This window comes from Plantibacter sp. CFBP 13570 (genome assembly GCF_014841395.1).
Classification (GTDB): domain Bacteria; phylum Actinomycetota; class Actinomycetes; order Actinomycetales; family Microbacteriaceae; genus Plantibacter; species Plantibacter auratus.
This window is the reverse complement of the sequence record NZ_JACYTW010000028.1, coordinates 12,770-26,455: the sequence shown is the minus strand read 5'-3', so window position 1 is coordinate 26,455 and position 13,686 is coordinate 12,770. Positions and strand designations below refer to the sequence as shown.

Annotated in this window: 12 protein-coding genes; 4 read left to right on the top strand and 8 right to left on the bottom strand. The window is 68.4% G+C overall.

From position 1 onward, the window contains the following. The first annotated feature begins 83 nt into the window (after positions 1-83). The 3 genes from IFT89_RS20790 to IFT89_RS11040 all read left to right on the top strand — a co-directional run bounded on the left by IFT89_RS20790 (position 84) and on the right by IFT89_RS11040 (position 1,909). Positions 84-788: a DUF3105 domain-containing protein gene (locus IFT89_RS20790; RefSeq protein ID WP_124767330.1), complete on the top strand. Its 705-nt coding sequence runs from the start codon at positions 84-86 to the stop codon at positions 786-788. Positions 789-792: 4 nt separating this feature from the next. Next, a complete protein-coding gene (locus IFT89_RS11045; RefSeq protein ID WP_244650691.1) occupies positions 793-1,581 on the top strand; it encodes a DUF305 domain-containing protein in 789 nt (262 codons plus the stop codon). A 118-nt stretch (positions 1,582-1,699) separates the two neighbouring features. Beyond that, on the top strand, positions 1,700-1,909 hold the full coding sequence (locus tag IFT89_RS11040; protein WP_079706736.1) for an antitoxin: 210 nt from the start codon (positions 1,700-1,702) through the stop codon (positions 1,907-1,909). A gap of 93 nt (positions 1,910-2,002) precedes the next feature. On the opposite strand, the gene IFT89_RS11035 is transcribed toward IFT89_RS11040, so the two are convergent. The 6 genes from IFT89_RS11035 to IFT89_RS11010 form a co-directional block, all read right to left on the bottom strand. Beyond that, positions 2,003-2,512, bottom strand: a complete 510-nt coding sequence (locus tag IFT89_RS11035) for a hypothetical protein (RefSeq protein ID WP_079706735.1) — start codon at positions 2,510-2,512, stop codon at positions 2,003-2,005. Positions 2,513-2,669: 157 nt separating this feature from the next. Next, positions 2,670-3,461 carry an aquaporin gene (locus IFT89_RS11030; RefSeq protein ID WP_202938955.1) on the bottom strand — a complete coding sequence of 264 codons (792 nt, stop codon included), beginning with the start codon at positions 3,459-3,461 and terminating at the stop codon, positions 2,670-2,672. Between the two features lie 122 nt (positions 3,462-3,583). Beyond that, positions 3,584-4,198, bottom strand: coding sequence for a GntR family transcriptional regulator (locus IFT89_RS11025; RefSeq protein ID WP_202938954.1), 615 nt, complete (start codon positions 4,196-4,198; stop codon positions 3,584-3,586). An 86-nt stretch (positions 4,199-4,284) separates the two neighbouring features. Further along, complete coding sequence (locus IFT89_RS11020; RefSeq protein ID WP_202938953.1) at positions 4,285-5,706, bottom strand: mechanosensitive ion channel domain-containing protein; 1,422 nt, start codon at positions 5,704-5,706, stop codon at positions 4,285-4,287. Next, positions 5,703-7,940: an adenylate/guanylate cyclase domain-containing protein gene (locus tag IFT89_RS11015; protein ID WP_202938952.1), complete on the bottom strand. Its 2,238-nt coding sequence runs from the start codon at positions 7,938-7,940 to the stop codon at positions 5,703-5,705. Before IFT89_RS11015 ends, IFT89_RS11020 begins: the two co-directional genes overlap by 4 nt. A gap of 192 nt (positions 7,941-8,132) precedes the next feature. Further along, positions 8,133-10,022: an ABC transporter ATP-binding protein gene (locus IFT89_RS11010; protein ID WP_202938964.1), complete on the bottom strand. Its 1,890-nt coding sequence runs from the start codon at positions 10,020-10,022 to the stop codon at positions 8,133-8,135. Between the two features lie 251 nt (positions 10,023-10,273). Between IFT89_RS11010 and IFT89_RS11005 the strand changes: the two genes are divergently transcribed. Then, on the top strand, positions 10,274-11,170 hold the full coding sequence (locus IFT89_RS11005) for a DUF559 domain-containing protein (RefSeq protein ID WP_192019068.1): 897 nt from the start codon (positions 10,274-10,276) through the stop codon (positions 11,168-11,170). A gap of 340 nt (positions 11,171-11,510) precedes the next feature. On the opposite strand, the gene IFT89_RS11000 is transcribed toward IFT89_RS11005, so the two are convergent. Continuing rightward, positions 11,511-12,485 carry a carbohydrate ABC transporter permease gene (locus IFT89_RS11000; RefSeq protein WP_079706730.1) on the bottom strand — a complete coding sequence of 325 codons (975 nt, stop codon included), beginning with the start codon at positions 12,483-12,485 and terminating at the stop codon, positions 11,511-11,513. Continuing rightward, positions 12,482-13,615, bottom strand: coding sequence for a carbohydrate ABC transporter permease (locus IFT89_RS10995; RefSeq protein ID WP_202938951.1), 1,134 nt, complete (start codon positions 13,613-13,615; stop codon positions 12,482-12,484). Before IFT89_RS10995 ends, IFT89_RS11000 begins: the two co-directional genes overlap by 4 nt. Positions 13,616-13,686: the final 71 nt, after the last annotated feature.

Below are 13,686 nucleotides of genomic sequence, written 5' to 3'. Positions count from 1 at the left end.
CTGCGCATCGTCAGGCACCGGAACGGCCCGCGGAAGCCGATCTGGTTCGATAGTTACGCATACAACTTTTTCGAGAGGCCCCCGTGACCCCTGCAGCAGATCGCCCCAAGAACACCCCCGTCCCGCCCGCCGTCAAGCAGCAGAGCGTGAAGCAGGAGCGCGAAGCCCAGCGTCAGGCCAAGGTAGCCGCGTTCAAGCAGGCGCAGAAGCGGAAGAACCGCAACCGCCGCATCGGGATCTGGGCCGGTGTCGTGGGCGGTGTGGCCGTCATTGCGGTCCTCATCACGAGCGTCGTCCTCACCCTGCCGAAGAACGCCAGCTACCCCGGCGGTGGCACCGGCACCGGCCAGGACATCGCGGGCGTGGAGCTGTTCCAGAACACCTCGGAACACGTCGAGGGCACGGTCGACTACCCGCAGAACCCGCCGGCCGGTGGCCCGCACAACCAGTACTGGCTGAACTGCGGCATCTACACCGAGGAGCAGACCAACGAGAACGCGGTCCACTCCCTCGAGCACGGCGCGATCTGGGTCACCTACGACCCGTCCCTCAGCGACGCGGAGCTCACGAAGCTCAAGGAGCTGCTCCCCACCACGTACGTCGTCCTGTCGCCGAAGTCCGACCTCCCCTCGCCGATCGTGCTGAGCGGCTGGAACTCCCAGCTGCAGGTCAACAACGCGAGTGACGCGCGCATCGCCGACTTCTTCGAGGAGTTCTGGAAGAGCAACAACGTCCCGGAACCCGGCGCGGCCTGCACCGGCGCGATCGACGGTCCCGGCAAGGTCTGATCCGTTGACCCCGGCGAGCACACCCGACGCACCGGCGACCGGTGAACCGGCCGACGGCGGCGTGACCGACGAGGAACTGGCCGCCTGGGAGGCGCAAGGCTCCCCCGACGGCTCCAGCCGGACGCGCATCGTCATCGCCGCGATGGCCGTCATCGCGATCATGGTCGCCGCGGCGATCGGCTTCTCGGTCGGTCGACTCAGCACGCTCGCCGACCCGACACCCACCACGACGAGCGCCGAGGCGGGCTTCTCGCGCGACATGCAGGTGCACCACAACCAGGGCGTGGAGCTCGCCATGATCATCCGCGACCGGACGGACGCGGTCGACGTTCGCACCCTCGCGTACGACATCGCGACCACCCAGGCGCAGCAGTCGGGCCAGCTGTACGACTGGCTCGTCCAGTGGAACCTGCCGCAGGGTTCACGGCAGCCGGACATGACGTGGATGACGCTCCCCACGCTCACGGGCGCGAGCGGCCATGCGCACGGCGGTGACACGGCGACCCCGGGGTCCACCCACACCCCGGGCGACCCGATGCCGGGCCTCGCCACCCCCGCCCAGATCGACCAGCTGACGGCAGCGTCCGGTCTCCAAGCCGAGCGGGTCTTCCTCACCCTGATGATCGCCCACCACCAGGGCGCGGTCGAGATGGCCGAGGCGCTGCAGCCGCGGACCACGAACGCGACCGCGCTGGCCTTCACGCGCGCGGTCATCGCGAGCCAGCAGGCGGAGATCGAGCTCATGACCAGCATGCTCGACGACCGGGGCGGACCGGTCGACCTCGCCGGCTGACGCCTCCCGTCGACCGCCCGGGCGAGCTGCGGGCTCCGACAAGGGGCTAGCCAGAACACCGGCTGACGGCGAAGAATGATCCCGACGCCCGAACGGGCCCGATGAACAGGAGCGACGAATGGCACTCGACGACATCACCAAGAAGGCTCAGGAATTCCTGAAGGACAACAAGGTCAAGGACGCGCTGAAGAGCGAACAGGCCGAGGACATCAGCGACAAGCTCCTCGGCAGCGTGGCCGACGCGGCCAAGAAGGTCACCGGCGGCAAGTTCGACGAGCAGATCGACGGCGCCCGCGACGCGGCGGACAAGGCCGTCGGCAACGAGTAGTCCCCGGCTCGAAACGCGAGACGGCCGGGTCCCGATGGGCGCCCGGCCGTTCACGTCTGCGCCGGTCAGCGCTCGATCGTCATTCCGGGTCGATCAGTGCCCGTCGACGCCGGCGTCGACGGGGTTGCTCCGGAACCGGTCGAGCGCGATGGCCACGAGTTCGGGAGCGGACAGGTGCGTGTCCTGCATGAGGTCCGAGAGGACTTCTGACGCGCGTCCGCTGAGCGTCAGTTGCACGGTCGCGGAGCGGTCTTCATCGACACCGCTCAGCGCACGACGACGTTCACCCAGGCTGAGGATGGCCGACCGCAGATAGGTGCGGCTCGCGACGGTGTCGATCTCCCAGCGGCCGGCGCGACGGTTCGCGACGACATTGCCACGACGGATGTTGGTCATGAGGGACGCTCGGCTCACATGGAGCCGCGCGGCGAGTTCCGCCGTCCGGACCGGACGCGGGAGGTCGTCGATGAAGTCCTCGACGAGCGCCTCCCGGAGGAGCTCCCAGGCGACGTCCGGCGGGAGCGGCGCATCGGGCATGCTGCCGCCGTCCTGCAGCGGACCCACCCACGCGGTCGTGGGGGCGTCGCGTTCGGTCATCGTCATCGCCCCTCCAAGGTTCCGGCGCTCGAACCTCAAGCATGCTCGGTGCCCGTGGAAAGCGCGTCCCCCAATGCGGGTTGCCCGCGTTCGCGGGGTGCCGGCCCGAAACGACGCACCCCGTCCACCAGGGCGGACGGGGTGCGGGCGACGCTCGGACGACTCAGCTGCGGTTCGCGACCGGTCGGGACCCCGCCGGGCGGGTCCCCTCGAACAGGATCCGGTAGCTGAATCCTGCGATCAGCGCGCCGATGATCGGGAACACGATGAACACCCAGACCTGCGCGAGCCAGTCGGCCCCGCCGAAGATGGCGGTCGCGATGGAGCGCGCCGGGTTGAGCGAGCCGTTGTCGATCGGGATCGCGATCAACAGGAACAGCGTGAGCGTGCCGCCGATGGCGATCGGCGCGAAGCCCGCGGCGGCCCGCGTGTGCGTGACGCCGAGGATGACGTAGAGGAAGAGTGCGGTGATGACGACCTCGATCACGATCGCCGAGACGAGTCCGAATCCGCCGGGCGAGAGCTCGCCGAAGCCGTTCGAGACGAAGCCGCCCGCGACCGCCTTGTCGAGGAAGCCTGCCGGGCCGCCGGCCGCGAGGCCGAACACCGCGAGTGCGCCGAGGAACGCTCCGACGAGCTGCGCGAGGATGAACGTCCACGTCGCACGCCAGGGGAACCGACCGGCGGCGGCGAGCCCGAGCGTCACCGCCGGGTTGAAGTGCCCGCCGGAGATGGGACCGAACGCGTAGGCGGCGATGGTCACCGAGAGGCCGAGGGCGATCGCCACCCCGAGGAAACCGACGCCGAGGGGGTTCGACGTCTCCTCGCCGAAGAACGCGGAGAAGGTCGCCGTCCCGACGAGACCGAAGACCAGCAGGAAGGTACCCGCGACCTCGGCGAGCAGCTGCGACGCGGTCGTCGGTTCGACGGAGGGTGGGACTTCCGGAGAGGACATCTGGACTCTTCTCGCTCGAGGTGACGACGTGGACGCTGAGCTCTGGCGAGCACCGCGCCATCAGCAGACTATTGCCCCGGGTCCCACGGGCGACAGCCCCGAGGTCAGCATGTCGCCGTCGCTCAGTGCACCTCCAGGTCGTGGAGCGGGACCTGGAGCCGGAAGACGTGCTCGATCGCGAGTTCCGCCCCGACGGCGTCACCTGATGCGATCGCGGAGCGGAGGTGCGGGTACCCGACGCGCAGATCCGACCAGTCCACCGTCTCAGCCGACCGCGTCGCCGCGACACGGTAGATCAGGGCGCCGATCACGTCCTTCGTCGCGGAGACGAGGACCGGGTTCTCGCAGTGCTTCAGGAACCGGTCCACGAGCCCCCAGACGCAGCGGCCGTGCGCATCCGCGTCCTCCGCCGTCACCGTGGTCATCGTGTGCTCGACGAAGGCGAGGAGCTCGGCCCGTTGCCCCGCGGTCAAGGTCGGGACGGTGACGCGGACGACGCCGCTGACGAGCGCTCCGAGGGTCTGCAGCACGGCTGTCCGGTCCTCGGCCCGTGGCTGCGCGACCCGGGTGTGCCGCTGCGGTGCCGTCTCGACCAGTCCTACACGTTCGAGTTCCCGGAGTGCCGCGGCGACTTCCTCACTCGGAGCGTCGAGCCACTCCCGGAGCTCCTCCTCGATGAGCAGCTCGCCCGAGGGGAGCGTCCCGTCGTAGATCGCGTTGCGGATCCGCTCGGTCACGGAATCGCCGACAGGCGACGGCCGCGACCCGGACGGTCCATCGGGGTTCGGCATCGGTTCCTCGCTCGGCTGGGGACGGCTGCTGGCTACCGGCCGATCGTACCGCGGACGATCCCCGCCTCGGCGAGCGCCGCCTGTGCCTGCCGGTGCTTGTTGTCGATCGAGGCACCGATCTCCTGGGCCAGGCGGGGCTTACTGCGAACGAGCTGGTCGATGGTGGACAGCGGCATCCGCAGGACCAGGGTCGTGCCGTCGGCGATCGCGGCGGCCATGGCGACCTCCCTCGTCAGCGCCGTCTGGCCGATGAAGTCGCCGACGCCGAGTCGTTGGAAGGTGATGAGCCCGTCCGTCGTCGGCACGGCGAGATGGACGCCACCCTCGACGAGGAACCGCATCGCGCCGGGGATCGTGCCCGCCTGCTGGATGGTCTCCCCCGGCCCGTACCGCTCGAGTGTGCACGTCCGGGCGAGCTCGTCGTAGTCCTCCTCCCGCGCGTGGAGGGTCGGCGCCAATTCGGCGATGGCACTCCGCAAGCGCTCCGGCGTCGCGACCGGGTCGGAGCCGTCGCCGTCGAGCGCGAGACCGCGGCGCCGCGAGGCGTACCAGAGCCAGGCGCGGAACAGGGCGACGGCGGCGTCGGCGGTGGAGGGCCCGGACACGGGCAGGGTGACGGAGAACCGCGCTGCGCCGAGGTAGGACGCGGACACCACGTCCCCCGGCTCGAGCATCGGCAGGCCCGATCCGACCTCGCGGAGCAGCCGGAGCACGTCGTCCGGCGGATCGTCGGTCGAGAAGGTCACCTCGACGCTCGCGGTGTACGCACCGACCGGTTGGCTGAGGTTCGTGAACGACGCCCCCGCGAGCGAGGAGTTCGGCACGATCTGGATGCCGTTGCCGGTGTCGAGGTGGACCGCACGCCAGTTCACCTCGACCACGCGACCGCGGACGCTTCCGGTGTCGAGCCAGTCGCCGAGCCGGAACGGCTGCTCGAACAGCAGGAGCAGTCCCGAGATGACCCCGCCGACCGCGTTCTGCAGGGCGAGGCCGATCACGATCGACGTCACGCCGAGCGCGGTGACCAGCCCGCCGATGTCGGCGTCCCACACCCAGGAGAACAGGATCGCGAGGCTGATGAGGATGAGGGCCAGCCGCGCGAGATCGACGAAGATCGACGGGATCCGGTCACGCCACGACCCCTCCTCGGCGTTCGCGAACAGGGCGACGTTGAAGGCGGAGAGGATGAGGAGGATCACGAGGAACCCGAGGAGGGTGCCGACGATCCGCACCCAGGTGCTGTCGTCCGCCCGCGCCGTGGCGAACACCAGGAGCGCGAACACCGCGCCGACCGGCACCACGTAGTTGCGCAGCAGACGGATCGGTTTCGCCGCAGCGTGCTTCCGGCGGTTGAGCGCACCGAGCACCTCGGTCAGGACGATGAGCAGCACGGGTACGCCGACGGCCAGCGCCACGGCCCAGGGGAACCAAGCCTCCTGCCACACCTGCGTCATGACTTCGGCCCCGAGACGACCTGCCAGACGGCCTGCGGACCGCCGCGCGTCTCCACGGTGCCGGCGGCCTCGAAGGCGACGGTGTCCTGCATGCGGTCGCGGACCCGCTGACTGACGAAGATGCCGGCCGTCCCGGAGACCGACTGCACCTGGTTGGCGAGGCTCACCGCGTCACCCCACATGTCGTAGGCGAGGCTCGTCCGGCCGACGAGGCCGCTCGTCACGACACCGGCGTCCACGCCGACCCGCAGGGTGAGGTTCGCCTGGTGCTGCGCATTGAAGCGTTCGACGATCGTGCGCATCTCGAGCGCGAAGTCGAGGGTCCGACGCACGTTGTCGACACGTGGGACGATCAGCCCGCAGCTCGCGAGATACCCCTCCCGCAGCGTCCGCACCTGCTCGATCCCGAGCCGTTCGGCCGCCTCGTCGAAGCTGCGGACCAGCGCGTTGAGCATCGACAGCTCCCGCTCCGGATCGAGGCCGCGGGTCAGGTCATCGAACCCCACGAGGTCGGCGAAGATGACGGACACGTCCTGGTGGACCTCGGAGATCGTCTCCTCACCGTCCTTGTAGCGCTTGGCGACCGACGCCGGCATGAGGGTGAGCAGCAGCTTCTCGTTCTCCGCTCGCTGCTCCTCGATGAGCTCCTGCTTGAGTCTCAGGCTGCGGCTCATGTCGTTGAAGGCCGTGCCCAGGTCACCGAACTCGTCGCGTCGGGTGTTCGGCACCTCGACGCTGTAGTCGCCACCGGCCACCCGCCGCACCGCGCCGACGAGTGCCCGCACCGGCCGGGCGAACACCTGCGCCAGGAGCAGGGAGAGCAACGACACCACGACCACGATGGCGAGCACCGAGATGACGAGGTTGCGGGTGAAGTCGGTCACCGGCGCGAAGGCCTCGGCGGCGTCGACCCGGGCGACGAGCACCCACTGGAGCCCGTCGATGTCGACCGGGGTGTACGCCGTGAGGTTCTCCTCACCGAGGTAGCCGCGCCCGATGGTGGTGCCGGTCTCGCCCGCGAGCGCACGCTCGACCGAGACGGTGCGGGTCGGTTGGATCTGGATCGTCCCCGCGACGGCAACGGCACGCGCGGCGGTCTCCGGCGGTGTGCCGGCGGCGACCGCGGCCCGCTCGTACGCCTTCGGATCCTCGATCAGCAGACGGGAGGTCGAGCGCATGAGTTGATCGGGCCCGGCGAGGTACGTCTCACCGGTCTCCCCCAGGCCGTCCTGCTCCCACTGGCCGGAGCCGGTCATGATGTCGTTGATCGCCTCGATCGGGACCTGCAGCGCCATCACCCCGTCGACCCGACCGTTCTCGCCGACCGGTGAGAAGATCCACTGCGTCGGGACGTTGAGCGACGGCTGGTAGCGCTCGAAGTCGGTGATGCCCACGTAGTCGATCGCGTTCGACCGGAGCGCCGCGGTGAAGCCGTCCTCGAGCACCCCGCCCTTGTAGGGGCCGGTCAGGACGTTCGTACCGAGGTCCGGACCCTTGTAGGCGCTGTAGACGACGTCGCCCTCGTCATCGATGAGCAGGGCGTCCTCGTACCCGAAACGGTCGATGATCTCGCGGAAGTAGTCGTGGTACTGCGCGTGCACTGACGACCAGGCGCTCCCGTCACCGGCGTCGTCGACGGTGATGGCGGTGTCGTAGTCGAGGTCGCCCGGCGTGTACACCGACTGCAGGTAGGTCTCGGCCGGGTTCGTCGGGATGAACGCAGCCGGGTCCGCCTCGTCTCCGGTGCGTTCGGCGAGCTCCGGAGCGAACGTGTCCTCGTAGAACGACGTCACCGTCGACGCGCGCGCCGGGTCCACCGGCTGCTCCTCCAACTCGTGGAAGGCGTCGTGGAAGCCGTTCATCGCGTCGACCACGGTGGTGCCGCGAGTGTAGACGACGAGCGAGTCGCGCGTCTGGTCGTAGTAGTTCGTGATCTCACGGGCGCGGGACTCCCGGACCTCGGTCAGCCGCTCGAACGAAGCCTGGCGCAGCGAGTCACTGCCGGACAGGTACCCGACGATCCCGGTCACGATCGACGCTCCCACGCTGACGAGCAGCAGCATGACGAGCAGCTTCGACTGGATGCTGAAGCCGGGGCGACCGAACCGTCCGCGACCGAACCCGCGGGACCTGGCGGCCGAGGAGGGGGCAGCTGGGATCGGCGGGTCTGACCGGCCTGTCGGCGCGGTGCCGTCTGGCGAGGATCCGGATGGTGCGTCCACAGCTGCGGTCATCGACGAGTCCCCTACTCGATCCGGCGGTGCGCGGGCGCCCCCTCCTTCGGGGGTCACGATGGCGCTCACTCTAGCCACCCGTGCCGCGCGCCCACAATGGCTGGGCCGCGATTCTTCGCCGGCCGGACTGCGCCGCCAGGCCTACTCACGTCAGCGCGTCGTCGACGTGCCCGACGCGACGCGACGTCCTGCTCAGACGGTGACGGCCTGCTGGGCGTAGAGGGTCGCGTACACGCCGCCGGCGGCGAGCAGTTCCTGGTGGGTGCCGCGCTCCACGATGCGCCCGCGATCGAGCACGAAGATGACGTCGGCGTGCACGATGGTCGACAGGCGGTGCGCGATCGACACCGTGGTGCGTCCGCGGGTCGCGTCATCGAGGGCGACCTGGACGACCCGTTCGGAGATCGTGTCGAGGGCGCTCGTCGCCTCGTCGAGGATGAGCACCTCCGGATCCTTCAAGAGCACGCGCGCGATGGCGATGCGCTGCTTCTCGCCGCCGGACAAGCGGTAGCCGCGCTCCCCGACGAGCGTGTCGTAGCCGTCCTCGAAGCGAGCGATCGTCTCGTGGATGTTCGCCGCGCGGCAGGCGGTCTCGAGCTCCTCGAGGGTCGCGTCGGGCTTCGCGTAGCGGAGGTTCTCGGCGATCGTCGCGTGGAAGAGGTAGGTCTCTTGACTGACGATGCCGATGCGGGAGACCAAGGACTCCTGCGTGACATCGCGGACGTCTGCGCCCGCCACCATGACCCGTCCGCCCGAGACCTCCTGGAAGCGCGGGATGAGGTAGGAGATGGTCGTCTTGCCTGCTCCCGACGGTCCGACGAACGCGGCGAACTGTCCGGGTTCGATCGTGAAGGAGACGCCGTCGAGCGTGGGGGTCGAGTCGTCCTGGGCGTCGGCGTAGCGGAAGGTGACGTCGTCGAAGCGGATCTGCGGTGCGACGCTCGGGAGCGGTGCGGCGCCGGGGCGGTCGGCGATCGCGGGCTTGAGGTCGAGGTACTCGAAGATCCGCGCGAAGAGGGCGCCGGAGGTCTGCAGGTCGAGAGCGACGCGCATGACGCCCATGAGCGGGAACAGCAGGCGGGCCTGGATGGTGGTGAATGCCACGATCGAGCCGGCGGTGACGTCCACCGCCCCACCGGTGATGAGCCAGCCGGCCACCAGGTACACGATCGCGGGGATGGACGAGAGGAAGATGTTGACCATCGCGAAGAACCACTGACCACTCATCGCCTGGCTGACCTGGAGGCGGATCTGGGTGCGGTTCTCGGCGCTGTAGCGCTCGACCTCGGTGTCCTGGCGGTTGAAGCTCTTCGCGAGGAGCACGCCGGAGACGCTCAGGGCCTCCTGGGTGATCGCGGTCATCTCCGACAGCGACTCCTGCGTCTTCGTCGCGATCCGTGCCCGGACCTGACCGACGCGGCGCTGCGCGATCACGAGGATCGGCATGAGGATGAGGGCGACGATCGTCAGTTGCCAGTTGAGGATGAGCATCGCGACGAGCGCAGAGATGACCGTCACGGTGTTGCCGAGCACACTCGACACGGTGTTGGTGAGGACGTTCGCGACGCCGCCGACGTCGTTCTGGAGGCGCGACTGGATGATGCCCGTCTTCGTGCGGGTGAAGAAGCTCAGTTCCATCGCCTGCAGTTGCGAGAACAGCTTGATGCGCAGGGCACCCATGACACTGTTGCCGACGGTCGCCGTGAGGTAGGTCTGCCAGACGCCGAGCAGGGCGGCGATGATGAACAGCGCCACCATCACGCCGACGATCTCCGCGAGGGCGACGAGGTTCGGGGTGCCGCCGTCGGTCGGGAACAGGCCGACGTCGAACGCCTGCTTGACCAGCAGCGGAGGGAGCACCGCGAGGGCGGCACCGATGACGACGAGCACCATCGTGAGGATGATCTTGGCGCGGAAGGGTACGAACAGCGCGACGATGCGCTTGCCGAGGTTCGGGATCCTCGGTGCCTCGGCGTTGAGCGCCTTCTGCGCCGCCATGTCGCCACCGCTGACACGGCTGCCCGCTCGAGGCCCGCCGCCCCCGGGTGCACCGCCGCGTGGCCCACCCCGTCCGCCGTGCATGCTCATCCCGCCACCCTATCCCCGCCCACCGTCCTCCCCGCCCCTCTCCCCGTCCCGCGTAGGCTTCCCGCTCCGTGTCCTTTCTCAGGAGTCCGCCGGCGCGTCGCCTCGCCCGCTCTCCGACCCGCCGCAACTGTCCTGAGATAGGGCCACCGCCGCGAGTCCGCTCCACAGATCCACGACGGGGCGGATCATCCCCAGATGAGCAGCGTGGCTCGGCGGTCAGGCGACACCGGGTGGACGATCGACCGATGACAGGAGGAACCTACGCCTACCGCCCGGCGTACGGTATCGCCACGGTCCATCAGCTTCGGGCTCGCGGCCATTCCAAGCGGTCGCTCCGACTCGCGGTCGAGATGGCCGAGCTGATCAGGGTGAAACGAGGCTGGTACGCGGACCCCGGTGCACCCCCGGAGATCGTCCAAGCCGTTCGGGTCGGCGGGAGACTCGCGTGCATCTCGGCGGCCGCTTGGTTCGGCTGGGCCACACCGGAAGACCAGCGCGTACACGTCGCTGTCCCGTCGAACGCGGGGCGCCTCCGCGATGCGGGCGACCGCCGGTGCCATCCGCCCGCGCAGGACCGGGACGACGCGGTCCTGCACTGGGACGACGATCAACCGGTGGTCCCTCGGGGCGATTCGATCGCGCCGCTCCTCGTGGTGAGCCGTGAGTCGGCCGTTCGTCAGATCGTCACCTGCCAGAACCCTGACGTCGCCGGCGCGATCTTGGACTCCGTCCTGCACCGAGAACCCCACCGCCGTCGCGATCTCCGGGCTTGGCTCGACAAGCTGCCTTGTGCCCGCAGGCGCAGGCTTCCCCGTCTCGAGGCCGGATGCGAGAGTTTCCTCGAGAGCATCGGTCGCATCCGGCTCGAACGCGCTGGGATCGTCGGTCGACATCAGGTCGAGATCCCGGGCGTCGGACGCGTCGACGAGCTGATCGACGATTGGTTAGTGGTGGAGTGGGATGGACGTGCGTTCCACGACACCCCGGACGCCCATGAACAGGATCGCTGGCGCGACGCTCAGTTGGCGATCCTCGGCTATCGCTCTCTCCGCTTCACGTATCGCATGGTGATGGACGACTGGTACGCAGTCATCGGAGCGGTCCACGCAGCGCTCGCGCAGGGCCGTCCAAGGCGCCGCTGAGCGGATCCGATCACCCTCGCACCTGCCAGCCTGCACTCCGTCCCTTTCTCAGGACTCCCCCGGCGCGCCGGGCGTGCTCAGACACGACGCACCGCAACTCTCCTGAGAAAGGACCATCCCGGTCACTCATCGGCCAGAATTCAGCTTCGTCCCGTTCTCAGGACTCCCCCGGCGCGCCGGGCGCACGCCGACACGACGCACCGTAGCTCCCCTGAGAAAGGACCAGGTGGACCGCCAGACCAGACGGCCGGCAGACGCACGGACGCCCCGGGAGCGTGAGCTCCCGGGGCGTTCGCGCACCGACGACGCTGTCGATCGGAGGATCGAACCGCGTGTCAGGTCAGCCCTTCGTCGAACCGGCCAGGAGCCCGCGGACGAAGTACCGCTGCAGCGCGAAGAACACGACGAGCGGGACGAGGATCGAGATGAACGCGCCGGCCGTGAGCAGGTGCCACTCGTTGCCACGCGTGCCGGTGATCTCCGCCAGTAGCTTCGTGATCGGTGCGACCTCGCCGTCCGCGAAGATGAGCGCGACCAGCAGGTCGTTCCACACCCACAGGAACTGGAAGATCGCGAACGACGCGATGGCGGGCATGGTCAGGGGCAGCACGATCCGGAAGAAGATCTGACCGTGACCCGCGCCGTCCACGCGCGCCGCTTCGATGACCTCGCCGGGGATCTCCGCGACGAAGTTGTGCAGCAGGAAGATCGCCAGCGGCAGCGCGAACATGGTGTGCGCGATCCACACCTGGGCGAACGTGCCGCTCGCGTCCAGTCCCTCGCCGACCTGCAGACCGAAGATGTTCAGGCCACGGGAGAAGGTCGACAGCAGCGGGACGAGCGCCATCTGGATCGGCACCACCTGCAGCGCGAACACGAGGATGAACAGGAAGTTCTTGCCCCGGAAGTCGATCCACGCGAACGCGTACGCCGCGAGGCTCGCCACCACCAGCGGGATCAGGGTCGCCGGGACCGCGATGGCGATGGAGTTGACCCACGAGCCCGCCAGGTTCAGCGTCGAGTTGCCGGCCTGCAGCACCTGCACGTAGTTGTCGATGGTGACTTGGAAGTCGGAGAAGATCGTCCACCAACCGGTGGTCTTCACCTGCTGCTCAGGCCGGAACGAGGAGACGAAGAGACCGAAGGTCGGGATCGTCCACAGCACAGCGATGACGACGGCCGCGATGGTCGCGCCACGGCTCGTGAGCCGCTTCTTCGTCCGTCGGCTCGCAGCCTCGATGCCGCGCTCACCCTTCGCGAGCTGGTCCTTCGTGGACTCGTCGATCGGTAGTTCGATCGGCTGCACAGCACTCATCGGATCTCCCTCTGCTTCTTGATCTGCCGTGCGTTGTAGATGACGATCGGCAGCACGAGGATGAACAGGATCACGGCGAACGCCGCACTCCGGCCGTTCTCGAAGTTCTTGAACTGGGTGTACATCTCGTTCGCGATGACCGAGGTGCCGTTGTTACCGGCGGTCATGGTGCGGACGATGTCGAAGACCTTCAGCGACGCGATGGAGATCGTCGTGACGACGACGACCAGCGAGGAGCGGATGCCGGGGACGATGACGTTGGTGAAGCGCTGCCAGCCGTTCGTGCCGTCGAGCTCGGCGGCCTCGATCTGCTCGGTGGGGACACCCTTGATCGCGGCGGACAGCACGACCATCGCGAACCCGGTCTGCACCCAGATGAGCACGACGATGAGGAACAGCGTGTTCCACGGCTCGTTCTGCAACCACTGCACCGGGGTGCCGCCGAACCACACGACGATCTGGTTGAGCAGACCGATCTGGGTCGCGCCGGCCTCACGGTAGGCGTAGATGAAGCGCCAGATGATGGATGCGCCGACGAAGGAGATCGCCATCGGCATGAAGACGAGGATCTTGAAGTACTTCTCACCGCGGGACTTGTCGATGAACACCGCATAGGCGAGGCCGAAGGCCGTCGACAGCGCCGGGACGATGAGCACCCAGATGATCGTGTTGATCACGGTGCGGATCGCGCTCGGCTGCGTGAACAACCAGATGAAGTTGTTCAGCCCGACGAAGTTCTTGCCGGACGCCGACATGAATGCGGCGATCGTCGTGTTGATCGACGGCAGGATCAGGCCGATCAGCAGCAGCAGGAACGCCGGTGCGAGGAAGCCGACGAGCTGGACGAGGTACCCGACGCCCTTCTTGGAGCGGTAGTCGAGGAGGAAGAGCACGCCACCCAGGACGGCTGCGACAGCCGCGGCCCACAGGAACGAGCCGAAGAAGAGGACGACGATGACGGGCACCAGGACGCAGAACGCCAGACGGATGACCGTGTAGAGGGTGCCCTTGCGTGGCGCGATGTCCACGAAGAAGAGGAGGAGGGCCACCACCGCGCCGAAGGCGATGACGACGATCGGGATCTGGGCGAGCGGTGGCAGTCCGCCCAACCAGTTGAGGAAACCTGACATAGCTGGCCTTTCGAGTACGGCGTTGGACCCTGAGTGAACCCTAGGGGGTTCCACTGCCGAGGCGGAAGCGC